22 protein-coding genes are annotated in these 25,034 nt (G+C 62.9%); 13 read left to right on the forward strand and 9 right to left on the reverse strand.

The features are described from left to right. Nucleotides 1-22 precede the first annotated feature (22 nt). Genes LHU53_RS01220 through LHU53_RS01230 form a run of 3 tightly spaced genes read left to right on the forward strand, consistent with a single transcriptional unit; the run spans nt 23 to nt 1,315 of the window. Nucleotides 23-277 carry a type II toxin-antitoxin system Phd/YefM family antitoxin gene (locus LHU53_RS01220; protein ID WP_227330245.1) on the forward strand — a complete coding sequence of 85 codons (255 nt, stop codon included), beginning with the start codon at nt 23-25 and terminating at the stop codon, nt 275-277. Then, nucleotides 277-693, forward strand: coding sequence for a type II toxin-antitoxin system VapC family toxin (locus LHU53_RS01225; RefSeq protein WP_227330246.1), 417 nt, complete (start codon nt 277-279; stop codon nt 691-693). The genes LHU53_RS01220 and LHU53_RS01225 overlap by 1 nt, the downstream gene beginning before the upstream one ends. Nucleotides 694-712: 19 nt before the next feature. Beyond that, nucleotides 713-1,315, forward strand: coding sequence for a peptide deformylase (locus tag LHU53_RS01230; RefSeq protein WP_227330247.1), 603 nt, complete (start codon nt 713-715; stop codon nt 1,313-1,315). Between the two features lie 9 nt (nt 1,316-1,324). Here the strand turns inward: LHU53_RS01230 and LHU53_RS01235 are convergent, their stop codons facing one another. Next, nucleotides 1,325-3,925, reverse strand: a complete 2,601-nt coding sequence (locus LHU53_RS01235; RefSeq protein WP_227330248.1) for a [protein-PII] uridylyltransferase — start codon at nt 3,923-3,925, stop codon at nt 1,325-1,327. Nucleotides 3,926-3,956: 31 nt separating this feature from the next. After that, complete coding sequence (gene map, locus LHU53_RS01240) at nt 3,957-4,766, reverse strand: type I methionyl aminopeptidase (protein WP_227330249.1); 810 nt, start codon at nt 4,764-4,766, stop codon at nt 3,957-3,959. 182 nt (nt 4,767-4,948) lie between these two features. Here map and purL point away from each other — a divergent pair, with 182 nt between their 5' ends. The 7 genes from purL (at nt 4,949) to LHU53_RS01275 (ending at nt 16,477) form a co-directional block, all read left to right on the forward strand. Next, complete coding sequence (gene purL, locus LHU53_RS01245; RefSeq protein ID WP_227330250.1) at nt 4,949-9,118, forward strand: phosphoribosylformylglycinamidine synthase; 4,170 nt, start codon at nt 4,949-4,951, stop codon at nt 9,116-9,118. Nucleotides 9,119-9,172: 54 nt separating this feature from the next. Next, the gene (locus LHU53_RS01250) at nt 9,173-9,508 is read left to right on the forward strand and encodes a hypothetical protein (RefSeq protein ID WP_227330251.1); all 336 of its coding nucleotides are present in this window, start codon (nt 9,173-9,175) and stop codon (nt 9,506-9,508) included. 308 nt (nt 9,509-9,816) lie between these two features. Further along, nucleotides 9,817-12,909, forward strand: a complete 3,093-nt coding sequence (locus LHU53_RS01255; protein ID WP_227330252.1) for a bifunctional diguanylate cyclase/phosphodiesterase — start codon at nt 9,817-9,819, stop codon at nt 12,907-12,909. Nucleotides 12,910-12,989: 80 nt separating this feature from the next. Next, nucleotides 12,990-14,000 carry a diacylglycerol kinase family protein gene (locus tag LHU53_RS01260; RefSeq protein ID WP_227330253.1) on the forward strand — a complete coding sequence of 337 codons (1,011 nt, stop codon included), beginning with the start codon at nt 12,990-12,992 and terminating at the stop codon, nt 13,998-14,000. Then, nucleotides 13,997-14,839, forward strand: a complete 843-nt coding sequence (locus LHU53_RS01265) for a metallophosphoesterase (protein ID WP_227330254.1) — start codon at nt 13,997-13,999, stop codon at nt 14,837-14,839. The genes LHU53_RS01260 and LHU53_RS01265 overlap by 4 nt, the downstream gene beginning before the upstream one ends. 153 nt (nt 14,840-14,992) lie before the next feature. Beyond that, nucleotides 14,993-15,364: a hypothetical protein gene (locus LHU53_RS01270; protein WP_227330255.1), complete on the forward strand. Its 372-nt coding sequence runs from the start codon at nt 14,993-14,995 to the stop codon at nt 15,362-15,364. Between the two features lie 33 nt (nt 15,365-15,397). Next, a complete protein-coding gene (locus LHU53_RS01275) occupies nt 15,398-16,477 on the forward strand; it encodes a calcium/sodium antiporter (protein ID WP_227330256.1) in 1,080 nt (359 codons plus the stop codon). A gap of 19 nt (nt 16,478-16,496) precedes the next feature. Here the strand turns inward: LHU53_RS01275 and LHU53_RS01280 are convergent, their stop codons facing one another. Next, nucleotides 16,497-16,922, reverse strand: a complete 426-nt coding sequence (locus LHU53_RS01280; protein ID WP_227330257.1) for a TerB family tellurite resistance protein — start codon at nt 16,920-16,922, stop codon at nt 16,497-16,499. Between the two features lie 123 nt (nt 16,923-17,045). Between LHU53_RS01280 and LHU53_RS01285 the strand changes: the two genes are divergently transcribed. Further along, on the forward strand, nt 17,046-17,930 hold the full coding sequence (locus tag LHU53_RS01285) for a LysR family transcriptional regulator (protein ID WP_227330258.1): 885 nt from the start codon (nt 17,046-17,048) through the stop codon (nt 17,928-17,930). Nucleotides 17,931-17,935: 5 nt separating this feature from the next. On the opposite strand, the gene LHU53_RS01290 is transcribed toward LHU53_RS01285, so the two are convergent. Beyond that, nucleotides 17,936-19,975 carry a U32 family peptidase gene (locus LHU53_RS01290; protein WP_227330259.1) on the reverse strand — a complete coding sequence of 680 codons (2,040 nt, stop codon included), beginning with the start codon at nt 19,973-19,975 and terminating at the stop codon, nt 17,936-17,938. A gap of 352 nt (nt 19,976-20,327) precedes the next feature. On the opposite strand from LHU53_RS01290, the gene LHU53_RS01295 reads away from it, so the two are divergent. Both LHU53_RS01295 and LHU53_RS01300 read left to right on the forward strand, forming a co-directional pair. Beyond that, complete coding sequence (locus LHU53_RS01295) at nt 20,328-20,876, forward strand: DUF2062 domain-containing protein (RefSeq protein ID WP_227330260.1); 549 nt, start codon at nt 20,328-20,330, stop codon at nt 20,874-20,876. A gap of 78 nt (nt 20,877-20,954) precedes the next feature. Further along, nucleotides 20,955-21,302: a heparan-alpha-glucosaminide N-acetyltransferase domain-containing protein gene (locus LHU53_RS01300; protein WP_227330261.1), complete on the forward strand. Its 348-nt coding sequence runs from the start codon at nt 20,955-20,957 to the stop codon at nt 21,300-21,302. Between the two features lie 48 nt (nt 21,303-21,350). On the opposite strand, the gene LHU53_RS01305 is transcribed toward LHU53_RS01300, so the two are convergent. From LHU53_RS01305 to LHU53_RS01325, 5 genes are all read right to left on the reverse strand, one after another. Beyond that, nucleotides 21,351-22,085, reverse strand: a complete 735-nt coding sequence (locus LHU53_RS01305; RefSeq protein ID WP_370632196.1) for a peptidylprolyl isomerase — start codon at nt 22,083-22,085, stop codon at nt 21,351-21,353. 105 nt (nt 22,086-22,190) lie between these two features. Beyond that, nucleotides 22,191-22,478 (reverse strand): BolA family transcriptional regulator, encoded by a 288-nt coding sequence (locus tag LHU53_RS01310; protein WP_227330263.1) that lies wholly within the window; start codon nt 22,476-22,478, stop codon nt 22,191-22,193. Between the two features lie 9 nt (nt 22,479-22,487). Next, nucleotides 22,488-23,036 (reverse strand): septation protein A, encoded by a 549-nt coding sequence (locus LHU53_RS01315; RefSeq protein ID WP_227330264.1) that lies wholly within the window; start codon nt 23,034-23,036, stop codon nt 22,488-22,490. After that, complete coding sequence (gene msrB, locus LHU53_RS01320; RefSeq protein WP_227330265.1) at nt 23,033-23,440, reverse strand: peptide-methionine (R)-S-oxide reductase MsrB; 408 nt, start codon at nt 23,438-23,440, stop codon at nt 23,033-23,035. Before msrB ends, LHU53_RS01315 begins: the two co-directional genes overlap by 4 nt. Before the next feature lie 19 nt (nt 23,441-23,459). Further along, nucleotides 23,460-25,004 (reverse strand): YdiU family protein, encoded by a 1,545-nt coding sequence (locus LHU53_RS01325; protein ID WP_227330266.1) that lies wholly within the window; start codon nt 25,002-25,004, stop codon nt 23,460-23,462. Nucleotides 25,005-25,034: the final 30 nt, after the last annotated feature.

The raw sequence follows: 25,034 nt of genomic DNA on the forward strand, positions 1-25,034 counted from the left end.
ATAATTTTCCCGGAGTCAGACCATGAAAGCTGTTGCTGTGTTTGAAGCCAAAAACCGCTTCTCTGAAATGATTGCCGCCGCAGAGCAGGGTGAAGACATCACCATCACCCGGCACGGTTTGCCTGTGGCCAGGCTGGTATCGATCCGTTCACCTGCACAAGCGCAACCCAAGCAAGCTCAGCGGGTGGCCAGCGCCATGTTGACCCTGCGTCAACTGGGGGCCAACAGTACGTTGGGCAGTTCGCTGGCGCAAGCGATTCAGGGTGGGCGCGACTGATGCCTTTCGTGCTGGACAACTCGGTGGTCACCGGCTGGTACCTGGGTGACCAGGCCAGTGCCAATACCGATGCTATTGCCTTCAAGCTGCAGGACGACAAGGCGCTGGTGCCACCCCTGTGGCAGATGGAGTTGGCCAACGTGCTGAAAACCGCCTGCACAAAAGGCAAGCTACCCATCACGCAAGCGCGCCAGATTCTGGATGTGCTGGCGCAACTGCCGATCGAGGTAGACACCGGCCCGGCGCCAGGCCAGCGGCAACTGTTCGAGCTGGCTATGCGTTATGGCTTGAGCAGTTATGACGCCGCTTATCTGGAATTGGCTATGCGCCATGGCCTGCCCATCGCCACACGTGACGAACAACTCAAACAGGCTGCCCGTGCTGCGGGTGTGGACATCGTCGCTGCATCAACGTGAATTTTTCAGGGGGAACACCATGACCGTTCGAACCATCCTCAAAATGGGCGACCCGCGCCTGCTGCGTGTGGCGCAGCCCGTGACCCAGTTCGACACCGACGACCTCCATCTGCTGATCACCGATTTGCTCGACACCATGCACGCGGCTGACGGCGCCGGGCTGGCGGCGCCGCAGATCGGGGTGGATTGGCAGGTGGTGATCTTTGGTTCGGGCCAATCCAACCCGCGTTACCCGCTGGCGCCGGTGGTGCCCCGCACCGTGTTGATCAACCCCACCATCACACCGTTGCCACCCATGATGTCGGGTGTGCCAAACGACGATGTGGGTGCTGGCGCGGTCACGCTGTCCGTGGCCACGCCGCAGATGGTGGAAGACTGGGAAGGCTGCCTGTCGGTGCCCGGCCTGCGTGGCAAGGTGCCGCGGTTTGCGCGCATTCGTTACACCGGGTTCGATCAATACGGTGACCCGATTGACCGGGTGGTGGACGGTTTTCACGCCCGGGTGGTGCAGCATGAATGTGACCACCTGATCGGCAAGCTGTACCCGATGCGGGTGGCGGATTTCAGCCAGTTTGGCTTCAACTCGGTGCTGTTTCCAGGGCTGGATGCAGCCGACGACTGATGCACGGCGTCAGGCCAGTGCGTTAAGCAGCTCGGTCTCGATCTCAATTTGATCCCGGTTGTGCTGCAGCGCCGCGCCCTGGATCAAAAAGGTGTCTTCCACCCGCTCGCCCAAGGTGTTGATCTTGGCCAGGTTCAGGTCGACTTTGTGGCGCGCCAGCACCAGGGCCACGCTGTAGAGCAGCCCGGCGCGGTCGCTGGCGGAGATGTTGAGTAGCCAGCGCTGCGCTTTTTCGTCGGGTCGCAGGCTCACACGTGGCGTGATCGGGAAGCTCTTCACCCGGCGGGACACCCTGCCGCGGGCAGGCGCGGGCAGCGGTGCTGCGGTGGCAATCACATGCGCCAGTTCTGACTCGATCATGTTGACCAGCTCGCGGTAGTGGTCTGGCTCGTAGGTGGCCACCACCTGAAAGGTGTCCAGGGCGTAGCCGTTTTGGGTGGTGTGGATGCGCGCATCCAGAATCGAGAAGCTGCGCCGGTCAAAAAAACCGCAGATGCGGGCAAACAGGTCGGCCTGGTCGGGCGTGTACACCAGAACCTGCAGACCTTCACCCACCGGCGAGGGGCGGGCCCGCACAATCGGCTGCTGGCGGCCCAGGTGGCGCGACAGCATGCGGGCGTGCCAGGCAATTTCCACCGCATCGTGGCGCATGAAGTAGCCCACATCCAGCGTGGCCCACAGCGCTTTGTGCGACTCAAACGGCTGCGACAGCAGGGCCAGCTCGATCAGCGCGTCGCGCTGGCGCTCTTGCACTTCGGCATGCACGTCGGGCGCGTGGCCACCCAGCGCGCGCGAGGTGGCGCGGTACAGGTCTTCGAGCAGCTTGCCTTTCCAGGCATTCCAGACCTTGGGGCTGGTGCCACGGATGTCGGCCACAGTGAACAGGTAAAGCGCGGTCAGCGCCCGCTCGCTGCCCACATGTTTGGCAAAGCTGGCAATCACATCGTGGTCGCCCAGGTCGGACTTTTGCGCGATGCGGCTCATGGTGAGGTGCTCACGCACCAAAAATTCGATCAGATCGGCATCTTCTTTGGCAATGTCGTGCAGGCTGCAAAAGCGCCGCACCTCCATCGCGCCCAGGACCGAGTGGTCACCGCCACGGCCTTTGGCAATGTCGTGAAACAGGGCCGCCACATGCAAAATCCAGGGCTTGTCCCAGCCGCTGGCCAGTTGCGAGCAAAACGGGTACTCGTGGGCGTGTTCAGCTATGAAAAAGCGCCGCACATTGCGCAGCACCATCAGGATGTGCTGGTCCACCGTGTACACATGGAACAGGTCGTGCTGCATCTGCCCGACGATGCGGCGAAACGCCCACAAGTAGCGCCCCAGCACCGACGTCTGGTTCATCAGCCGCATGGCGTGGGTGAGCCCACCCTGGAACATCATGATCTGGCGGAAGGTGGCGCGGTTCACTGGGTCGTGCCTGAAACCGCTGTCCATCAGGTCCCGGGCGTTGTAGAGCGCGCGTAGCGTGCGTGCTGACAACCCTTTCAGTCCGTAATAGGTCTGGTAGACCAGAAAGGTCTGCAGAATAGCGTGTGGCTTGCGGCGGTACAGGTCGTCACTGACCACCTCGATCATGCCGGCCTTGTCCAGAAAATCTTCGTTCAGCGGGCGCAGCGGGCGGGTGGTGTGGCTGAGCGGGCTCAGGCGCTCTTCGATGTTGAGCAACAAAATCTGGTTTAGCTGCGTCACCGCCTTGGCGGCCCAGTAGTAGTGGCGCATCAGCTTTTCGCTGGGGCGGACAAACCCGCGCTGGTCCGTGCGGGTGTCTGGCGGCTGGTAGCCAAAGGACAGGGCCACACTGTTTTGCAGGTCAAACACCAGCCGGTCTTCGCGCCGCTCTGACAGCAAGTGCAGCCGGGCGCGGATCAGGCGCAGCAGGGCCTCGTTGCGCTTGAGTTGTTTCACCTCAAACGGTGTCGCCAGGCCGGCCTTGGCCAGCGCGCTCCAGCTGCTGCCAAAACCAGCCGCCTTGGCCACCCACAAAATGGTCTGCAGGTCGCGCAGGCCACCGGGTGATTCCTTGCAGTTGGGCTCCAGCGAATAGGGCGTGTCCTCAAATTTGGTGTGGCGCTGCTCCATCTCCAGGGTTTTCGCCACAAAAAAGGCATGCGCGTCCATGGCGCTAAAAAATGCCTTCTGAAAGCAGTCAAACAGCGGCTTGCTGCCGGTGATCAGGCGCGCTTCGAGCAGGGCGGTTTGCACGGTCACGTCTTTGGCAGCCTCGGCTATGCAGTCGTCCACCGAGCGTACGCTGGAGCCAATTTCCAGCCCGGCGTCCCAGCAGCTGCCGATAAAACCTTCAATGCGCGCTTTCAGGTCGGCGTCAAGATCGGGCGACTGGTCGTTGGGCAGCAGCAGCAGCACGTCCACATCAGAGTGGGGAAACAATTCACAGCGGCCAAAACCGCCCACCGCCAGCAGCGCAAAGTCGTCGGTGAAACCGGCGTTTTGCCACAGCTGGACCAGCGCCTTGTCGGCCAATTGGGCCAGGCTCAGCAGTGCGGCATTCACGCCACGGGTTGAAGCGCCGCTGCTGGCCAGGTTGGCCAGCAGGGCGGCCTTGTCGTTGCGGTATTGGCTGCGCAGGGAATGGCTGAGGGTCATGTGGCAGGCCTGTGGTGTGATGAAAAACTGCTCAGGCAGACGGGGTGACAAACGCCGGAATCGGCGGGCTGTTGGCAGACAGCGTGAGCACCTCGTAGCCGGTGGGGGTGACCAGCACGGTGTGTTCCCACTGTGCCGAGAGCGATCGGTCTTTGGTGACGATGGTCCAGCCGTCGCCCAGTTCCTTGATGTCGCGCCGACCAATGTTGAGCATCGGCTCAATCGTGATGGTCATGCCGGCCTTGAGCTGGTCCAGCGTGCCGGGGCGGCCGTAGTGCAGCACCTGCGGGTCTTCATGGAACTTGGCGCCAATGCCGTGGCCGCAAAACTCGCGCACCACGCTCAGGCCCTGGCCTTCGGCAAAGGTCTGGATGGCGTGGCCGATGTCGCCCAGGTAAGCGCCGTCGCGCACTTTCATGATGCCCTTCCACATGGCGTCATAGGTCAGGTTGCACAGCCGCCGCGCCGCCACCGACACCTCGCCCACCATGTACATACGGCTGGAGTCGCCATGCCAGCCGTCCTTGATGACGGTGACATCCACATTGACGATGTCGCCTTTTTTGAGCGGCTTGTCGTTGGGAATGCCGTGGCACACCTGATGGTTGATCGAGGTGCAGATGGCTTTGGGGTAGGGGTTGTGGCCGCCGGGCGCGTAGTTCAGCGGGGCCGAGATGGCGCCTTGCACCTGGGTGGTGTAGGCGTCGGCCAGGCGGTCGAGCTCGTTGGTGGTCACGCCGGGTTTGACGAAAGGGGCCAGGTAATCGAGCAATTCAGCGGCCAGGCGGCCCGCCACGCGCATCCCGGCAATGCCTGCGGCATCTTTGATGGTGATAGTCATGGGACGGGATTATCCCATTGGGGCCTCAACGTACGCAGGCAGGGGGTTGGTCGCGCGGGCGTCTGTGACCCGGTCGCTGGTTTGGGGGGCGCTGATAAAATGGTGGGCTTCACGGCCAGGCCCAGTCAGCGCTTGCGCCGCGAACCTTTTTCAAACCGACAGTTCTTCAACAGGCCCCCACCGTGACCCTGCATCTCACCCAATTCGAGGGCGGCAGCGCTCTCAGCGCGTTCCGAGTCCAACAGCTTTTGCCAGCCCTGCAAGCGGTGCACGACAAGGTCAGTGGCCTTTCTGCCCGCTTTGTGCACCTGGTGGCGTCTGACCAGGCGCCCACACCGGCGCTGCAAGACCAGTTGGCGGCGCTGCTGACCTATGGCGACCCGTACACCGGCCCGCAGGATGGTGCGCTTATCGTGGTTACGCCGCGCTTTGGCACGGTGTCGCCCTGGGCCTCCAAGGCCACCGACATTGCCCACAGCTGCGGCCTGGCCGTGCGCCGGGTGGAGCGGGTGGTGCACTACCGCATCACCCTGAAAAGTGGTTTGCTCTCCAAGCCCACCCTGAGCCAGCAGCAACTGGGCCAGATCGCTGACCTGCTGCACGACCGCATGACCGAGAGCGTGATGTTCGATCCTGCCCTGGCCCTGAACCTGTTCACCGAGCTGCACCCGGCGCCGATGGCGCATGTGGATGTGCTGGGTGGCGGCAAGGCCGCACTGCTGGCCGCCAACACCGAGTTTGGCCTGGCGCTGGCCGCGGACGAGATTGATTATTTGGTCACCGCCTTCACCCAGCTGCAGCGCAACCCCACCGACGTGGAGCTGATGATGTTCGCCCAGGCCAACAGCGAGCACTGCCGCCACAAGATTTTCAACGCCCAGTTCACGATTGACGGCGTGGCGCAAGACAAGAGCCTGTTTGGAATGATCCGCCACACCCACCAGACGAATCCGCAGCACATGCTGGTCGCGTACTCGGACAACGCCTCGGTCATGGCCGGTGCGCAGGTGGAGCGCTTCAGCGCCAAGGCGGCCAGCGGTGCCGGCGGCATCAACGCTGCCAGCTACCAGAAGGAAGCCGCCACCCAGCACATCCTGATGAAGGTGGAAACGCACAACCACCCCACCGCCATCTCGCCATTCCCCGGCGCAGCCACCGGTGCGGGTGGTGAAATCCGTGACGAAGGCGCCACTGGGCGTGGCTCCAAACCGAAAGCGGGGTTGACCGGCTTCACCGTTTCCAAGCTCCAGTGGGACGCCTCGCTTGGCTACGGTAAACCGGCACACATTGCCAGCCCGTTGCAAATCATGATCGAAGGCCCGCTGGGTGGTGCGGCGTTCAACAACGAGTTTGGTCGGCCGAATTTGCTGGGCTACTTCCGGGAATACGAGCAAAGCTTGAACTACACCCTGGCCGACGGCAGCAGCGCCACCGAGCAGCGCGGCTACCACAAACCGATCATGATCGCCGGTGGCCTGGGTGTGATTGATGCCAGCCAGACGCACAAGATCGAATTTCCCGCAGGCAGCCTGCTGATCCAGCTGGGCGGCCCGGGCATGCGCATCGGCATGGGCGGCAGCGCCGCCAGCTCCATGACCACCGGCGCCAATGCTGCGCATCTGGACTTTGACTCGGTGCAGCGCGGTAACCCCGAGATCCAGCGCCGAGCGCAAGAGGTCATCAACCAATGTTGGCTGCAAGGCCCGGCCAACCCGATCCTGGCCATTCACGACGTGGGCGCGGGAGGTTTGAGCAACGCCTTCCCCGAGCTGACCAACGATGCGCAGCGCGGCGCGCTGTTCGATTTGCGCTCGGTGCCGCTGGAAGAGAGCGGCCTGGCGCCCAAGGAAATCTGGTCCAACGAGAGCCAGGAGCGCTACGTTTTAGCGATTGCCGCCGATTCGCTGGCGATGTTCCAGGCGCTGTGCGAGCGCGAACGCTGCCCGTTTGCGGTGGTGGGTGTCGCCACCGAAGAACGCCAGTTGGTGGTGGGGGATGTGGACTTGCCTTTGCCCGATCACGCTGCTGGGCTGGATGGCGCGCGCCGCGCCGGGCCGCCCCAAGCAAGCGCAGCCCCCTCGGGGGGCAGAGAGGACACGCCAGTGCCGAACGTGGGGGCAAATCCTCCCGTCCACATGCCGATGAACGTGCTGCTGGGCAAACCGCCCAAAATGCACCGCGATGTGACCACCGTGGCGCGCACTTTTGCGCCCCTCAACCTGACCGATGTGGCCCTGCAGCAAGCGGCCATCAACGTCCTGGCGCACCCCACCGTGGCGTCCAAGCGTTTTCTGGTGACGATCGGCGACCGCACCGTGGGCGGCCTGACGCACCGCGACCAGATGGTTGGCCCCTGGCAAGTGCCGGTGGCGGATGTGGCGGTGACGCTGGCGGATTTCAAAGGTTTTGCCGGTGAAGCCATGGCCATGGGTGAACGCACCCCGCTGGCCACGGTGAACGCGCCCGCATCCGGCCGCATGGCGGTGGCGGAAGCCATCACCAACCTGCTGGCTGCACCCATTGAGCTGGACCGCGTCAAGCTCTCCGCCAACTGGATGGCCGCCTGTGGCGAACCGGGCGAAGACGCCGCCTTGTATGAAACGGTCAAGGCTGTCGGGCTGGAACTGTGCCCCGCTTTAGGCATCAGCATCCCGGTGGGCAAGGATTCTCTCTCCATGCGCACGCAGTGGAAGGACGACGCTGGCGACGCCAAAAAGGTCACCTCGCCCGTCTCGCTGATCATCACTGCCTTCGCCACGCTGGCCGATGTGCGCGGCACGCTGACGCCGCAATTGAATGCAACCGATGACACCTCGCTGATCCTGATCGACCTGGGCCGGGGTCAGAACCGCATAGGCGGCAGCATTCTGGCGCAAACGCTGGGCCAGATGGGCGACGCGGTGCCCGACCTGGACCAGCCGCAAGACCTGATCAACCTGGTCAACGCCGTGAATGCCCTGCGTGCCCAGGGCCAGATCCTGGCCTACCACGACCGCAGCGACGGCGGCCTGTTTGCCGCGGCCTGCGAGATGGCGTTTGCCGGGCATGTGGGCGTGGCGCTGAACGTGGACATGCTGGTGACCGAGGGCGACGGCATTTCTGACAGCCGCATGGACGTGGGCGACGCCAAAAACTGGGCCGGTCAAATCAATGGCCGACGGGATGAACTCACCCTCAAAGCCCTGTTCAGCGAAGAACTGGGCGCGCTGATCCAGGTGCGCACCGCCGAGCGCAGCGCCGTGATGCAAACCCTGCGCGAGCACGGCCTGAGCCTGCACAGCCACATCGTCGGCAAAACCCGCCCGGCGTCCTCGGAAATTCAGGCCGGTGTCGGTGAGTTGCAGGTCTGGCGCGATGCCAAAACCATTTTCAGCGCGTCCTTGTCCGACCTGCACCAGGTGTGGGACGCCACCAGCTGGAAGATTTGCCAAGCGCGTGACAACCCCGCCTGTGCCGATGCCGAACACGCGGCCGCTGGCGTGGCGGCCGACCCAGGGCTGCATGTTTATCTGCCCAATCAGGCACGAGACCTTATAGAAAAAGGGCATGCTGCTGCGAAAGCGCCAGTGTCTCCAGCCATTGTGCTGGCCCGCCCCAAGGTTGCCGTGCTGCGCGAGCAGGGCGTCAACTCGCATGTGGAAATGGCCTACGCCTTTACCGAGGCCGGGTTTGAAGCCTTTGACGTGCACATGACCGACCTGCAAACGGGCCGTGCCAACCTGGCTGACTTCAAGGGCGTGGTGGCCTGTGGCGGCTTCAGTTACGGCGACACGCTGGGCGCGGGCATTGGCTGGGCGCGCTCCATCACCTTCAACCCCGTGCTGGCGGACCAGTTCAAAGCCTTCTTTGGCCGCGAAGACACCTTCGGCCTGGGCGTGTGTAACGGCTGCCAGATGTTTGCCGAGCTGGCCGACATCATCCCCGGCGCGCAGGACTGGCCGCGTTTCACCACCAACCAGAGTGAACGTTTTGAAGCCCGCCTGAGCTTGGTGGAAGTGTTGGAATCGCCATCGCTGTTCTTCCAGGGCCTGGCCGGTGCACGCCTGCCGATTGCGGTGGCGCACGGCGAAGGTTTTGCCAACTTCAAGTACCGTGGCAATGCCGACAAGGCCATCGCCGCGATGCGTTATGTCGACAACAGCGGCGCCGCCACCGAGGCCTACCCGTTCAACCCGAACGGCAGCCCCGGCGGCCTGACCGCAGTGACCACCGCAGACGGCCGTTTCACCGCCATGATGCCGCACCCCGAGCGCGTGTTTCGCAACGTGCAGATGAGCTGGACGGATCAGGATGTGTCCGGTTTCAGCCCGTGGATGCAGCTTTGGCGCAATGCGCGCAAGTGGGTGAGGTAACCGGTTTTCAGTGTGGACCCGATCGGGAGACTCTCCTACGTGGTGCCGTGTGGCGTGATCGCTGTGGTCGGCTACTTCACGTCGGCATCGTGGTGGGCGCTGGCCCTGCTTTGTGGTGGTGTTCTGTTTGCTTGGGACTGGCTGTGGGGTGATTTCAGGCTATTGGATGGGCGTTATGGTGTTGCCATCATCGCTGCCGGTCTCGTTTGCCTGGCAGTGTCTTATTTCCTGGCGGCTGGTCTGGATGTTTCAATGGCTGAGTTTCAATCAATGGGCGATCATCTTTCGCGCCGGGCGCGCTGGTTGTATCGGCTCCCCGCCATTGGCGTGGGTGTGACCATTTACGGCTTGCTCATCTGGTCTCGCGCCTTGCCTCCAAAAGATTCTTGAAAGGCGAATCGTGCCCCTGACATCTTCATCGGCGCCCACAACGTCAACATGTCGATTGCCACTGAGTTGCGGGAGAATTTCGTGTCCATTGCTGCCCCCAAAAATGGTCTTGACGCCATTCATCCTGGCGAAATTTTGCGCGAAGACCAATGGTGGTGCCGATGAACCCTTCGAGTTGATGCCACCGCCGCCGGTCCTGAATGGGCCCGTGCCTCACTCGGGTTGTCGATAAATTTTGGGGGCGACGGCGGCTGATGGGGTTTAATCGCTTAGGTCGTTTCATCCCATTCACTCACACCTCCAAACGCGTGCGCCTTCAGGACCCTGCCAACTCCAAGACCATCACCCTGGTGCTGGCCTTGGGCGCACTGGGCATTGCATTGGGCGGGGTGGGCATCGGTCTGGCCACCGATCCGTCTTGGGACCGGCTGTTTGACCACCTGCACTGGACGGTGTCCGCTACCGCGGCCGCAGCGATGGTGTGGCTGCGTTACCGGCGCAGCTCGGCGGCGGATGCCCAGCGCCTGTTTTGGGGCATGCTGGGGCTGATGGCCTACGCCACCGGTGAGGTCCTGTGGGGCATTCAGTCGCTGCTGGGCTTCAGCGCTGTTCCGGCCCCATCAGACCTGTTTTACCTGATGCTCGGACCGCTGGTCACGGTGGGACTGCTGCTGGAGGTGCGCCACCGCAGCAGCGATTCCGACTCGGGGTCTGCCGCGCTCGACGCGTTGTTGCTCACGGTCGCCATGTTGTCGCTGATTCTGGTGCTCTACCTGCCCAAGCGGGGCGACACCGGTTTGCTGCCGTTGCTGGTGCTGGTGGCTTATCCGGCCACGCTGTTTGCTGCGGTCTGCACTGCGGTGATCACCGTGCTGACGCTACGTTTGCGTCTGCGCTTGGGCGGCACCCTGTTTTTGCTGGGGCTCACTGGCACGGCCATGAGCTGGATGTATTGGAACTACAAAGCGCTCGATGGCATTGCCATGGACGGTACCTGGTCCAATGTCGCGTTTTCGGTGTCTACCCTGCTGACCGGGGTTGGCCTGAGCCGCTGGAACATGTCGCGCGCCGAAAGCCTGGAGTTTGACCGCTTTTGTGCCGGGGTGCTGCGCTTGCTGCCGATTGTGGCGGTGGTGCTGGCGGCCATGGCGCTGATGTTCTCTGAGACACGCGTCGGTTTGCCCGGCATCGTGCGCGCCTGGGCGCAGGCGGGCTCGGTGCTGGTGATTTTGCTGGCCATGGTGCGCCAGGCGGCCCTGCTGCGTGATCGGGACCAGTTGCTGGCAACCCGCCAGGCTTTGCAGACCAGTCAGGTGCAACTGATGCGCGAGCGTGGCTTGCTCGGGTCGCTGATTGGCAACATCCCCGACCTGGTGTGGCTGAAAGACCAGCACGGCGTGTTTCTGAAGGCCAACCCCGAATTCATGAAGATGTACAACTTCACCGAGGCGAGTCTGCTGGGCAAGAGCGACTTTGAGCTGATGGGCGCGGCCAAGGCGCAGGTTTTTCACGACCAGGACCGGCAGGCCATAGCCGCCAACGCTGCCGTGCGGTTTGAGGAATGGTTGCTCGCGGCCGACGGCCAGACGCGTTTTTTCGAGACCATCAAGACCCCGGTGCGGGACGAGGCCGGCGAGCTGATCGGGGTGCTTGGTGTGTCGCGCGACATCACTGAGCGCCAACGTGCCGAGCAGCAACTGCGTATTGCCGCGATTGCGTTCCAGTCGCAAGAGGCCATCGCCGTCACCGACAGCCGCTGCGTCATTCTGGACATCAACCGCTCGTTCACCAGCATGACCGGTTACACAGCCGAGGAGGCCATTGGCCAGACCCCGCGCCTGCTGGCCTCTGGCCGCCACGACGCGGCGTTCTACGCCGCCATGTGGCACACCGTCACCACCCAGGGCAGCTGGGATGGCGAGGTGTGGAACCGGCGCAAAAACGGTGACATCTACCCGGTGCACCTCACCATCACCGCCGTGCGCAATGCCCATGGCGAGGTGACCCATTACGTGGGCGCGTCCACCGACATCACCCTGAGCAAGCTGGCGGAAGACGAGATCAAGAACCTGGCGTTTTATGACACCCTCACGCAGTTGCCCAATCGCCGCCTGTTGCTCGACCGGCTGGGCCACGCCCTGAGCGCCAGCCAGCGCAACGGGCAAAGTGGCGCGGTGCTGTTTCTCGATCTGGACTCGTTCAAGTCGCTCAACGACACCCTGGGCCACGATGTGGGCGATCTGTTGCTGCAACAGGTGGCGCTGCGCCTGCAAGCTTGTGTGCGCGAAAGCGACACCGTGGCCCGGTTGGGCGGCGACGAGTTTGTGGTGTTGCTGGAAGGCTTGAGCGGCCCGGAGATCGACTTGGCTGCCCAGGTGGAAGCCACCGCCAACAAAATGCTGCAGATGCTGAGTGCCCCCTACCAGCTCGGCACCCGGTCCTGCCACAGCAGCTCCAGCATCGGGATCACCTTGTTTGGCCGGACGCAGGCGGGCGCGGGTGTGGAAGATTTGCTCAAACAGGCCGACATCGCCATGTACCAGGCCAAATCCGCCGGGCGCAACACGCAGCGCTTTTTTGACCAGCACATGCAAGAGGTCATCAGCGTCCGCGTGGCTTTGCTCAACGATCTGCGCAGCGCCATCGACCAGCGCCAGTTGGAATTGTTTTACCAGGTGCAGGTGGATCAGCACGGCCATGCGCTGGGTGCCGAGGCCCTGCTGCGTTGGCACCACCCGCAGCGAGGCCGGGTGCCACCGGCAGAGTTCATCGCGCTGGCCGAAGAAAGTGGGCTCATCCTGCCGCTGGGGCAGTGGGTGCTGGATGCCGGATGTGCCCAGTTGGCCGCTTGGCAGGCGCAAGCGAACATGCGCGAGTTGTCACTCTCCCTTAACATCAGCGCCAAGCAGTTCCGCCAGAAAGGTTTTGCCGACCAGGTGATGTCAGCGGTCAAGCGGCATGGCGCGCCGGCGCACCAGCTCATTCTGGGGCTGACGGAGAGCCTGCTGCTGACCGACCTGAGCGACACGGTGGTTACCATGAGCACCTTGCGCGGCGTGGGTATCCGTTTTGAACTGGACGATTTCGGCACCGGGTACTCGTCCCTGCAATACTTGAAGAAACTGCCGCTGCACAAGCTGAAGATCGACCAGTCCTTTGTCGACGACATCTGCACCGACGCCAGCGATCAAGCCATTGTCAGCACCATCCTGGCGGTGGCGGACAGCCTGGCGCTGGGTGTGATTGCCGAAGGTGTGGAAACCCCGGCGCAGCGGCAGGTGCTGCTGGCCAAGGGCTGCACCCAGTTTCAGGGCAATCTGTTCGGTCAACCGATGCCCGCTGCCGAATTGGAGGCGTTGCTGATGCACACGCAGGCAGCGGTGGGCGTTCCAGATGCCTGAACTGGCGTCAACGCGGCCCGTGTTGGCGTGCCCGCGCACCGCCGTCCCTCGGCCACAACCCACGTTTTGACGCCATTGCCATGACCGCCTGCCCCGAATTTGACCCGGCGTCCCCGCTCCAGTTTGTCATCAATGCGGCAGCGGGCAGCCACGAAGCCCAAGCCAAGCGTGAGGTGATCGAGGCTGCGTTGCAGGCCGCCGGTCGAAGCGGGCAAGTGCTGGTGAGCCCCCCTGAAGATTTGCCCCGTATCGCGCGAGAGGCGGCAACCCGGGCGCTGGCCTCGCACACCGCGATCGTGGCGGTGGGTGGCGATGGCACCCTCAACACGGTGGCGCAGGCCGCGCACAAGCTGGGCTGTGTGATGGGCGTGGTGCCCCAGGGCACTTTCAACTATTTCGCCCGCACCCATGGCATTGCCGCCGATCCGGCCGAGGCCGTGCGCCAGGTGCTGGGCGCGGTGCCGAGGCCGGTCCAGGTGGCTGCCGTCAATGAGCGCGTGTTCCTGGTCAATGCCAGCCTGGGCTTGTACCCCGAGCTGTTGGAAGACCGCGAGGCGTACAAGGCACGCTTCGGGCGCAGCCGGTGGGTGGCCTTTTGGGCTGCCATCGTCACGCTGCTGCGCGCCCAGCGCAAACTGCGCCTGCGCATTGAGCAAGGCGCATCGGTGCGTGATGTGCGCGCGTTGACACTCTTCGTTGGCAACAACCGGCTGCAGTTGGCCCAGCTGGGGATGCCGCCGCAGGCGTTGGCGCACGGCGACCCCGCTGGTGCAGGGCTGGCGGGTCCCGATGACGGATGTATCACCGCCGTCATGCTGCGGCCGATCAGCACGTTGACCATGATCCGGCTGATGTTGCACGGTGCGATGGGCACGCTGGGCGAGGCGCAGAGCGTGGAGCATTTCAACTTCAGCCACATGCTGGTGCGGCCCACGCTGGCGCCTGGTCGCCGGGCGGTGAAGGTTGCCTTCGACGGCGAAGTGACCCACATGCGCGCGCCACTCGACTTTCGGGTGCTCGCCCAGCCGCTGTACCTGCTCAAGCCGCCTGCGCAAGACACCGTGGACGCGGCGGATGGACCCACCCCATGAGCGTTGTGTTGCACCTGTCCGACACGCATTTCGGCACCGAGCAAGCACCGGTGGTCGAGGCGCTGGTGGCGTTGACCCGGCAGCAGCAGCCTGACCTGGTGGTGCTGTCGGGCGATGTCACGCAACGCGCGCGGCCAGCGCAGTTTGAGGCGGCGCAAGCGTTCATGGGGCGTTTGGGCGCCCCGGCGCTGGTGATTCCGGGCAACCACGACCTGCCGCTGTTTGACCTGTGGGCGCGCTGGCGCCACCCTTACGCCCACTACATCGCGGCCTTTGGCGCCAACCTGGAGCCGGTGCATGCGTCGCCCGACCTGCTGGTGGTGTGTGTCAACACCACACGCGCTGCCCGGCACAAGAACGGTGAGGTGTCCGCGGCTCAAATTGAGCATGTGGCTCACACGCTGGCAGGGGCCAGTGCGGCGCAGTTGCGCGTGGTGGTGGTGCACCAGCCGGTGGCGGTTACGCGCCCCGAGGATGTGCCGAACCTGCTGCGCGGCCATGCTGCGGCATTGCAGCGCTGGTCTGCGGCGGGTGCCGATCTGGTCCTGGGCGGGCACATTCATCTGCCTTATGTGACCGCCATTCCCTGTCTGGCGCGACCCGTGTGGGCGGTTCAGGCGGGCACGGCGGTCTCATCACGGGTGCGCACGGGGGCACCCAACTCGGTGAACCTGCTGCGCTGGGAGGCCGGTTCGGGTCAGGCGCGCTGCCGCATGGAGCGCTGGTGCTTTTGCAGCACGGTCAGTGCTTTTGTACGCACAGACGTGTCTGACATCCAGCCAGCGCGCTGCGGGGCGCCAGCAGCCAGCCACCGAAGGCCGACAAACAGCCACAGTTGATCTGGCTTGGCCCCTCATGGCCTTGGCTTTAGCTGAATGAAATATCATTTGACATCGTAAAAGCGGGAGCATCTCCACCAGATTTCCTGCTTTTTTCGATATGGCCGTGCCCGCACCATCGCGCCTTCACCAGCTTCTTGAATAGGACGACACATGTTTTTTGCATTGACATGGTTTCTGGCTTTGACCTTGCTTGCCATCTGGTCAGTCACCGTTTGGGTGTTGCATGCGTTGGTGTTGTGGTCACTGACCCAAGTGGGTGCGCTGGCCGACCAGCCGCCGCACATGGAGGCGCTGCCCGAGTGGATCACGATTTGGTTGCCCCCGGATTGGATGGTGGCGTTCAAGGCCATCACCGCGGCTGTGTTGCCGGTGGTTGACTCCGCGCTTTCGGTATTGCCGTCGGCTGCGAACTGGCTCACCCCCCTGGCGTGGGTGTCCTGGGGCATGGGCCTGGTGATCTTGCTGGGCGGCGGTCTTGCGGTGACCGCGTTGATCTCCATGACCCGCAGAGCGGCAGCCTGATCCAACGGTTTTTTGCGTCTGGAACCCTGAAACATGACTTATTTGCTCTTTATCGCCGGTCTGGCCGCCTTGATCGTGGGTGCCGATGTGTTGGTGCGCGGTGCCTCGCGCCTGGCGCTGTCGCTGGGCATCTCGCCCCTGGTGGTGGGGCTCACGGTGGTGGCCTTTGGCACCAGTGCGCCTGAGGTGGCGGTGTCGGTGGGGGCCGTGCTGGACGGCAAGACCGACCTGGCGCTGGGTAACGTGGTGGGCAGCAACATTTTCAATGTGCTGTTCATTCTGGGCCTGTCGGCCTTGATCGTGCCGCTGGTGGTCAACATCCAGTTGATTCGCCAGGAGGTGCCGATCATGCTCGGCGCGAGTTTGCTGCTGCTGCTGCTCTCACTGGATGGCCGGCTGAGCTGGAACGATGGCGTGCTGCTGCTGATCTCGCTTGCGGCGTACACCAGTTTTCTGGTGGTTCAGTCGCGGCGCGAAAGCCAGGCGGCCCAAGACGAATACACCCAGGAGTTCGCTGCCAAATCGCCCGCTGGCTGGCTGGACCAGGTCTGGGTGCAGTTGCTGCTGATTGCGGCGGGTTTGGCGCTGTTGGTGCTGGGCTCGGATTGGCTGGTACAGGCCGCCGTGACCCTTGCCAAATCCCTGGGCGTGAGCGACCTGGTGATTGCGTTGACCATTGTGGCGGCAGGAACCTCCATGCCGGAGGTGGCGACCTCCATCGTGGCGGCCATCAAGGGCGAGCGTGACATTGCGGTGGGCAATGTGGTGGGCAGCAACATCTTCAATGCGCTGGGCTGCATGGGGTTGGCCAGTTTGGTCTCAGGCCAGACTGGCCTGGTAGTGCCGGCGGCGGCCTTGAGTTTCGACCTGTGGGTGATGGTGGCCGTGGCGCTGGCCTGTGTTCGGGTCTTCATGACCGGTCGGGTGATAGCCCGCTGGGAGGGGGTTGTGTTTTTGGGTTATTACGCGGTTTATGTGACCTATCTCGTCCTGGCGGCCCAGCAACATGGCGCCCTGGGGGCGTTCTCCACAGCCCTGCTGAGCTTTGTGCTGCCGCTGACCGTGGTTGCCCTGGTGGTGCTGGGGCTGCCCAAAGCCACCAAGCCTGATTAGCGCTGCTGGCCCCAGGGGCTCAATGCGATTTGGGGGCCAAGGACGTGGTCAGCATCTGGTAATGCAGATTCCAATGCTCCACAGCCGCGGTCAAGACGACCGATTCACCCTGGGCGACGTCGTCATCTGACTCGGCCAGTTGCACGCACAAGCCCAGCACCTTGCGGCGAAGCGCCGGGTCGTCGATGTCGGCCATCAATTCGGTCAGGGTGCACGCATCCACCGGGCAGGCATCCGCCCAGTTGAGTTGTTGGCTCGACAGCAGGTCTTCGCAAAACGTGTCGATCACTGCATGGAGCTCGTCGCGGCTCAATCCCAGTTGCTGGTGGACGGCGAGTTCATCCAGCAAGGCCAGTTCCACCTGACCCACATCGCCATCCGCCAGCAGCGTCAAGCCGATGATGCGGGCTGCAGCCTGCGGGCTGTTGGGAGCATATTTACGCATGTTCCTGTTCCATTTCCTGTTGGGTTTGGGTGTCCGTTTTTGAAGAACCAAAGCCATTGTTGACATCTGATTGGATCTAAAAAAGCAGATAATTTCTCATTTAAATTCCTGAAAATACTGACCATGAGTACCCCCTTCAACTACAAACATCTGTACTACTTTTGGGTGGTTGCCAAAGAAGGCGGGATCTCACGAGCCGCTGAAAAGCTCGACATGGCGGTGCAAACCGTGAGCGCGCAGGTGCGCGAGCTGGAGCGCTCGCTGGGCTACGCCTTGCTCAAACCGGCCGGGCGCGGCCTGGTGTTGACGGATGCGGGGCAGGCCGCGCTGCAGCAGGCCGACCAGATTTTTCTGCTGGGCGAAGGTTTGCCAGCCCGTGTGCGCGACGCCGTGAGTACGCCCACGGTGCGCCTGGCGGTGGGAATTTCAGATGGCTTGCCCAAACTGGTGGTGCGCCGCCTGCTGCAGCCGGTGCTGTCAGAGCCGCATTTGCGCCTGCTGTGCCACGAGGGCGAGTTTGACGAACTGCTGGGTGATCTGGCGCTGCACCGGCTGGACCTGGTGCTGTCAGACCGGCCAGCACCGAGCCACCCCAACATCAAGCTCTACAACCACGACATGGGGTCATCCGCCATGGCGTGGTACGGCACTGTGGCGCTGGTGCAGGCCGCCAGCGCAGATTTTCCGCACAGCCTGGCAGCAGTTCCCCTGCTGTTGCCCACCGGGCACACCGCCGTGCGCGCCCGGCTGGACCACTGGTTTGAACAGCACGGCCTGCGGCCGCGCATCGTGGGCGAGTTCGAAGACAGCGCGCTGCTCAAAACCTTTGGCGCCAGTGGCATGGGGGTGTTTCCCGCGGCCGAGTGGGTGCATGACGATTTGCTGGCGCATTACGCGGTGCAGCGCCTGGGCGCCTGCGACGGTGTGCGTGAGCAATTTTTTGCGATCGGCACTGAAAAGAAAGTCCAGCACCCGTTGGTGCAACGCTTGCTGCAACCGCCGTTGTAAACCGTTCAGTGCCCGAAAGGCAGGGGCGGGCGGGTTTTGTGAAAAATCAGCGGGGCGCCGTTTTGCCCTGCGGCCAGTTCCTGGCGTGATTGTTTCGCCACACCGGGTTTGATCTTGCCCATGACGTGCATCTCGCAAGGTTTGCAGTCAAAACGCAGGGTGAGTTTTTCTTTGCCGTTGACCAGTTGCAGAGGTTCAGCTTTGACAAAACCCTGCACACCGGTCACGCCCTTGGCCTGTTTGGGGCACAGGCTGAGCGAAAACCGCACGCAGTGTTTGGTGATCATCAGGCTGACTTCGCCGAGTTCTTGCACGGCTTCATACGCCGGGGCGATGATCTTGACGCCGTGTTTGGCGTAAAAGTCATACGCCTTCTGGTTGAACACGTTGGCCAGGTAGCTCAAGGTGTCTTGCGGGTAGGGCGCAGGTGGCTCGACCGGCGCGGCGCGCGGCAGCCGGGTGACATGGATGGCGCGCTCGGTCTCCAGCTGCTCCACCGCCTCGCGGCGCAGGGTATTGAGCAAGGAGCTTGGCAAAACAACGGCATCAAAGCGGCCTTTGACCCAGGTCACCTCGGTGCTGAGGGCGCTGAAGTGGGTGGTGCCCAGACGGCTGATCTGGCTGCGGGCTTGCTCTGACGCCGCCGCCGCATCGTGCGTCTCCTGGCGATGGGCCGCAGGGAAGGGCTGTTGCACGGTGGCACTAACGCCGTCTTCGTCGGTCAAGGTGAGCTGCACCGCCTCGGCCAGCACCTGCAAGTTCGCCCAGACGCCGATGCGCCGCTCGCTGGACTTTTTCTCCAGCTGGCGCAGCCACTGCACATCGCGGTTGCGGTTGACTTCCACCCCGGCGCGCAGGTCTTTCAGGGTGGCCAGCGCGTCTTTGGGGAACACGCGCCAGCGGGCCTTTTTGGCGCTGATGAGCTCGGCGCGGTTGATGGCCAGACCCACCAGCTCTTTTTGCAGATCGTAGTAACACAGGCCGTCGCCGTTGTGTAGCTCGGTGTAGCGGCTGGTCAGCTCCAGTTCAACCCAGTTCGGACCGGTTTGCAGCACATGGCCGATGGGTTGGCCGGGATTTTTCGGCGAGTCAAACGCGCCAATCGTCTCCTGGCGGCCGTTGACAAAATAGTCGGTGAACTCGCGGTTGAAGTTTTGGTTTGGGTCTGGCGTGAAGGTGAAGGTGGTGGTACCGCTGCTGGCGCGCGCCAAGGGGTTGTCGGTGTGCTGGCGCGCCTCAATCACCTCGTCGATCAGCGTGCGGTAATGCGCTGTGATGTTTTTCACATACGCCATGTCTTTGTAGCGGCCTTCGATCTTGAAGCTGCGCACCCCGGCATCGACAAGCGCGGTCATGTTGTCGCTCTGGTTGTTGTCTTTCATGGAGAGGACGTGTTTGTCATGGGCCACAAAGCGGCCCTTGTCGTCGAGCACCTGATAGGGCAGGCGGCAAGCTTGGTTGCATTCGCCGCGGTTGGCGCTGCGCCCGGTGTGGGCGGCACTGATGTAACACTGGCCGCTGTAGGCCACGCACAAGGCGCCGTGCACAAAAAACTCGATGGCACATCGGTCGGGCGAGGTGGCAGCGCGGATGGCAGTAATCTGCTCCAGCGTAAGTTCGCGCGCCAGCACAATTTGTGAGAAGCCCACGTCCTGCAAAAAACGCGCTTTCTCCGGCGTGCGGATGTCGCACTGGGTGCTAGCGTGCAGCTGGATCGGCGGCAGGTCGATCTCCAGCAAGCCCATGTCCTGCACGATCAGCGCATCCACGCCCGCGTCATACAACTGCCAGGCCAGCTTGCGGGCGGGTTCCAGCTCGTCGTCGCGCAAGATGGTGTTGAGGGTGACAAAGATGCGGCTTTTGAAGCGGTGCGCGTGCGTGACCAGCCGGGCGATGTCGGTCACCGTGTTGTCCGCGCTGGAGCGGGCGCCAAAGCCGGGCCCGCCGATGTAGACCGCGTCGGCCCCGTGGTTGACGGCTTCGATGCCAATGGCGGCGTCGCGCGCCGGGGCTAACAGTTCGAGTTGGTGGGGGAGCAAGGACATGGTGGTGATTATCCCAGCCTGTGCCGCTGGCTACCGGCCGGGTGGCCCAAGACCCTGGTTCGGCAAAGTCTCGTGCGCTGCGTCGTCAGGCCTGCCGTTCAATTCAACATCGGTACTGCGGAAACAGACAACAGGCAACAGCCGAAACTTCCGGTCATCGATAAGATGATTTTTTTGCGAAGTTTCACCGTCATGTCAGATGCTTCGCCAGCACCCGAACGAGCGTCCCTTGGGAACCCATTGGTTGGCGACTCGGCGCTGCAGCGTGCGACTACTGACACCGACGTGTTTGCCCGCCCCAACCCCGCGGTCAAGACTGCCGACGTGGCGCCTGACTACCTGGAGCCTGTGAATGACATTTCTGACGCGCCTGCGTGGCCGTATCCCTGACCGTGAACAGATTGCCAACAACCCCTGGCTGCGTTGGCTGCAACCCTGGCTGCAGCAGCCCAAACTGTGGCACTGGTCGCGTCGCGGGGTGGCCATGGGCGTGGCGCTGGGGGTGTTTTTCGGGTTGCTCATTCCGATTGCCCAAATCCCGCTCTCGGTGGCCGCTGCCATCGTGATGCGGGCCAATATTCCGACGGCGGTGGCCAGCACGCTGGTCAGCAACCCGGTCACCTTTGGCCCGATTTATTACGGTGCCTACCGTCTGGGTGTTCGTGTCACGGGCAGCAACGAGCGCCCAAGCATGATGGACCTGGCCAACCCACAAACCCCTGTGGATGACAAGAACACCGGTTTTTGGCAGCGCATCACCAACCTGGGCAAACCCTTGCTGGTGGGGCTGTCCATCACCGCCGTGGTGACGGGGCTGCTGACCTATGGCCTGATTTCGCTGATCTGGCGCTGGCGCACACTGGCCAAAAGGCGTCGCAGGGTCAATCAGAAATTGTTCTGACGCCTGCCCGCCATGAACAGGGCCCAACACGCGTTGGCCCGGCTGCGCATGCGCTGGGCGGTGCGCTGACAGGGTGGGGTGGCGATCGCATCTAAGTTCGCCGCATCGTATGCACTGCTGGCCTGGGCGGGGGCTGATGTGGTGCACCTGTTCAATGCACCGGGCCTGAACTGGCTGGGCTGGATCACGCAAAAGCCCGTCACCGAAGATTACGTGCCGCTGTTCCCCTGGCTTGGTGTGATGTGGTGGGGTGTGGCGGCGTGGACATGCGTGTTGCGCGAGCGCGCGCACTGGCTGGCGCTGTCGCTGCCCGCGCCCCTGCGGTCGATGGCGTGGCTGGGCCGCTGGAGCTTGAGTTACTACATGCTGCACCAGCCGGTGCTGCTGGGGCTGCTGGCGGGGGTGGCCTGGTTCGCTCGCCCATAAAAAACGCGGCCCTGAAGCCGCGCTGTGGGGTCACCGGGTGGGGCAGGTTTACTCGACCTTGGCCTTGGCGCGCAGTTCGCTCTGGTACGTGGCCAGCTTTTGCTGCTGCAACTGCTGGGCGATTTGCGGTTTCACGTCTTCCAGCTTGGGCAACTGCGCTTCACGCACGTCGTCCAAGCGGATCACGTGGTAACCAAACTGGGACTTGACCGGGGTGTCGGTCATTTTGCCCTTGGTCAGGCCGGTGAGTGCCTGGGCAAACTCGGCCACATAGTTGCTGGCAGGTGCCCAGTCCAGGTCGCCGCCATTGGCGCCGGAGCCCGGGTCTTTGCTGGCCTTTTTGGCGATGTCTTCAAACTTGCCGCCTTTTTTTAGCTGGGCGATGATGGCCTTGGCTTCGGCTTCTTTCTCGACCAGGATGTGGCGCGCCTTGTATTCCTTGCCGCCATTGGCTGCGGCAAACTTGTCGTACTCGGCTTTGATCTCGGCGTCGGTGACGGCGTTGGTTTTCTGGAAGTTGGTGAACAGGTCACGGATCAAAATGGTCTGGCGCGCCAGTTCCATCTGCACCTTGTAGTCTTCGGTGGTGTCGAGTGCCTGTTTCTGGGCTTCCTGGATGAAGATTTCACGGGCGATGACTTCGTCCTTGATTTGCTGTTCAATCTCGGGCGTCACTTCGCGGCCAGAGCGGGCCACTTGCTGGCTGAGCGCCTGCACACGTGCCAGGGGCACGGCCTTGCCGTTGACGATGGCCAGGTTTTGGGCCTGGGCCAGCGGGGACATGGCCGCCACCAGGGCCGCGAGCGCAAAACTTGTGACGAGTTTGTTTTTCATGCAAATTTCCTGAGTTTCAAAAAATAGTGAGAGGGGTTGGGTTTTCGGACCGCTTCAGGCCGCCGGGGGCACTTTGGCTTCGATGGCCAGCGCGTGCAGGCCTTGGTCCAAGAAATCTTGCAGCGCATCATACACAAGCCGGTGCCGCGCCACAGGCGGCTTGCCAACAAACAGCGCCGAGGTGATGCGCACCCTGAAGTGGGTGCCAAAACCGGTGCCGTTGGCGCCGGCATGGCCGTTGTGCTGGCTGCTTTCGTCAATCACTTCGAGCGCAGTGGGTTGCAACACGGTTTGCAGGCGCTGCTGCAACGCTGCAGCGGTAGGTTCAAGAGGGTTGTTCATGGGGGAGGCTCAGGGTGAGGGGTGTTTGGGTTCTTCTTCGGTCAGATAACGCGAGATGTAAAACCCCTGGCCGACCAGAAAAACCACCGGGAACACATAGCCCCAGATCTTGAAATCGACCCAGGCCTCGGTGCTGAAATACGCCGCCACATAGCCGTTGACAATGGCCATGAAGGCGCTGTAGCCCACCCACAGCGCGTTCAGGCGCATCCACACCGGCTCGGGCAAGCTGAGCTGGCTGCCCAGCAAGGCCTTGAGAAAGTTCTTTTTGTAGGCCCACACCGCCAAACCCAGGCCAATCGCCAGGGCACCGTACAGCACGGTGGGTTTCCATTTGATGAAACGTTCGTCGTGCAACACCAGAGTCAGCGTGCCAAACACCAAAATCAGCGCGAGCGTGATCTTGTGCATGGCGGTCAGCTTGCGGTCGATGCCGTAGATCAGCGCCATCTGCAGCACGGTAGCGGCCATCAGCACGCCGGTGCCCACATAGATGTCGTAGAGCTTGAACGCGCCGAAAAACAGCAGGATGGGGAAGAAGTCGATCAGTATTTTCATGTAGCCGTGAAGTTTAACGAGGCGGAGTTCATGCAGTAGCGCAGGCCGGTGGGCGCGGGGCCGTCGTCAAACACATGGCCCAGGTGGGCGCCGCACTGGGCGCACACCGTTTCCAGCCGGGTCATGCCGTGGCTGGTGTCGGTGATTTCCTGGATGGCGCCGGGCACCGCCAGCGAGAAGCTGGGCCAGCCGCAGTGCGCGTCGAACTTGGTGTCGGCGTCAAACAGCTTGTTGTCGCAGCAGATGCAGTGGTAGCTGCCATCGGCCCAGTGGCGGGCGTATTTGCCAGTGAAAGGCCGCTCGGTGGCGGCCTCTCGCGTGACCTGAAAGGCACCGGGTTCAGCGCCCTTGTCTTTGAGCAGCGCGTGCCACTCGGCATCGGATTTCTGGATGGGGAAGGTCATTGTTGGGCCTCTGAGGGGTTCATGAACTGCAACTGATCTCGATTTTGCTCGCCCAGTCCGGCGGAAAACCGGCCAGTGCTTCAAACGCCGGGTGGTCGTCACAAGGCTGCTGCAAGACGGTCAGCAAGTTGGCCACGCCGCTGAAGTCTTTTTGCCGCGCGGCCTCGATGGCTTGTTCGGCCAGGTAGTTGCGCAGCACGTATTTGGGGTTGACTTGACGCATCCCATGGGCTTGTATCCCGTTGTCCGATGGGTCTACCAGCGCTTGATAGCGTCGCAACCAGCCGTCAAAAGCGGGGCGGCTGATGAACAGGTCACGCACCGGCTCATAGTGACCGCTGGCGCGGGCGTGGCTCAGGCGGCGCCAGAAGATGGTGTAGTCCACCCGGTCTTGCGCCAGCAGCGCCAGCGTGTCGCGGATCAGTGCGGACATGGACTGGACAACGCCGTCGTCGCTTTCGGTGGGGTGGCTGTCCGCGTGCGCCTTAATCCCGGACTCGGGTGGCAACACGCTGCCCAAGCCCAGTTTGGCCAACATCAGGCGTTGGTAGGTGCGCTTGTAAGTGGGCTCAAAAGCGGCCAATGCCTGCTCGGCCAGGGTGGGTTGCTGGATCAAAGGCAGCAGCGCGTGGGCCAGCGCGTACAGGTTCCAGTGGGCGATCTGGGGTTGCGCATCGAACGCGTAGCGGCCGCTGCGGTCGGTGTGGTTGCAAATAAAGCCGGGGTCAAACGCATCCAGGAAAGCGAACGGGCCGTAGTCGATGGTCAGACCCAAAATGCTCATGTTGTCGGTGTTCATCACCCCATGGCAAAAACCCACCGCCTGCCAGTGCGCCACCATCACCGCGGTACGTTCCACCACCGCCTGCAACCAGCTGGCATACACGTTATCGCCCAGCGCGGGCTGGCGGCGGCATGCCGGGTAAAAATGGTCGATGACAAAGTCGGCCAGCGTCTGCAGCTCGGTGGTCTGGCTGCGGCTGGCAAAGTGCTCGAAATGGCCAAACCGGATGAAACTCGGCGCCAGCCGCGTCACAACCGCGGCGGTTTCCACGGTTTCGCGCATCACCGGCGCGTCTGATCCGGTGATGCACAGCGCCCGGGTGGTCGGGATGCCCAGTGCGGCCATGGCTTCGGAGCATAAAAACTCGCGGATGCTGCTGCGCAACACGGCCCGACCGTCGCCCATGCGCGAATACGGTGTCAGGCCCGAGCCCTTGAGCTGAATCTCCCAGCCTTGGGTCTCGCCCAGCAAAATCGCCCGGCCATCACCCAGCTGCCCGGCCCAGTGGCCAAATTGGTGCCCGCTGTAGACGCTGGCCAGCGGCTGTGTGCCAGACATCGGCTGGTTGCCGGAGAGCACCTGCAGCAACGCATCCGATTCAGCCCAATGGGCGTTCAAGCCAATCAGCGCTGCGCTGGCCTGGCTGTGCGCCACCCAGTAGGGCGCTGGCAGGGGTTGCGGCGCCAGCGGGGTGTAAAAGCGCGGCCCCAGGGCGTGAAAGCGATTGCGCCAGGTCAAGCCGGCATCGACGATTTGGTAACATTCCTGAGCGACATTCATATGTGAATTGTGTCGTTCCGCCTTCAAACT

The organism is Rhodoferax sp. U2-2l (assembly GCF_020594515.1).
Taxonomy (GTDB): Bacteria; Pseudomonadota; Gammaproteobacteria; order Burkholderiales; family Burkholderiaceae_C; genus Rhodoferax.

Excerpts from the sequence above, each read along its gene's own strand:
- LHU53_RS01220 (WP_227330245.1), top strand. The coding sequence starts at position 23 with ATGAAAGCTGTTGCTGTGTTTGAAGCCAAAAACCGCTTCTCTGAAATG.
- LHU53_RS01225 (WP_227330246.1), top strand. The coding sequence starts at position 277 with ATGCCTTTCGTGCTGGACAACTCGGTGGTCACCGGCTGGTACCTGGGT.
- LHU53_RS01230 (WP_227330247.1), top strand. The coding sequence starts at position 713 with ATGACCGTTCGAACCATCCTCAAAATGGGCGACCCGCGCCTGCTGCGT.
- LHU53_RS01235 (WP_227330248.1), bottom strand. The coding sequence starts at position 3,925 with ATGACCCTCAGCCATTCCCTGCGCAGCCAATACCGCAACGACAAGGCC.
- map (WP_227330249.1), bottom strand. The coding sequence starts at position 4,766 with ATGACTATCACCATCAAAGATGCCGCAGGCATTGCCGGGATGCGCGTG.
- LHU53_RS01260 (WP_227330253.1), top strand. The coding sequence starts at position 12,990 with ATGACCGCCTGCCCCGAATTTGACCCGGCGTCCCCGCTCCAGTTTGTC.
- LHU53_RS01265 (WP_227330254.1), top strand. The coding sequence starts at position 13,997 with ATGAGCGTTGTGTTGCACCTGTCCGACACGCATTTCGGCACCGAGCAA.
- LHU53_RS01270 (WP_227330255.1), top strand. The coding sequence starts at position 14,993 with ATGTTTTTTGCATTGACATGGTTTCTGGCTTTGACCTTGCTTGCCATC.
- LHU53_RS01275 (WP_227330256.1), top strand. The coding sequence starts at position 15,398 with ATGACTTATTTGCTCTTTATCGCCGGTCTGGCCGCCTTGATCGTGGGT.
- LHU53_RS01280 (WP_227330257.1), bottom strand. The coding sequence starts at position 16,922 with ATGCGTAAATATGCTCCCAACAGCCCGCAGGCTGCAGCCCGCATCATC.
- LHU53_RS01285 (WP_227330258.1), top strand. The coding sequence starts at position 17,046 with ATGAGTACCCCCTTCAACTACAAACATCTGTACTACTTTTGGGTGGTT.
- LHU53_RS01290 (WP_227330259.1), bottom strand. The coding sequence starts at position 19,975 with ATGTCCTTGCTCCCCCACCAACTCGAACTGTTAGCCCCGGCGCGCGAC.
- LHU53_RS01295 (WP_227330260.1), top strand. The coding sequence starts at position 20,328 with ATGACATTTCTGACGCGCCTGCGTGGCCGTATCCCTGACCGTGAACAG.
- LHU53_RS01305 (WP_370632196.1), bottom strand. The coding sequence starts at position 22,085 with ATGTCCCCGCTGGCCCAGGCCCAAAACCTGGCCATCGTCAACGGCAAG.
- LHU53_RS01310 (WP_227330263.1), bottom strand. The coding sequence starts at position 22,478 with ATGAACAACCCTCTTGAACCTACCGCTGCAGCGTTGCAGCAGCGCCTG.
- LHU53_RS01315 (WP_227330264.1), bottom strand. The coding sequence starts at position 23,036 with ATGAAAATACTGATCGACTTCTTCCCCATCCTGCTGTTTTTCGGCGCG.
- msrB (WP_227330265.1), bottom strand. The coding sequence starts at position 23,440 with ATGACCTTCCCCATCCAGAAATCCGATGCCGAGTGGCACGCGCTGCTC.
- LHU53_RS01325 (WP_227330266.1), bottom strand. The coding sequence starts at position 25,004 with ATGAATGTCGCTCAGGAATGTTACCAAATCGTCGATGCCGGCTTGACC.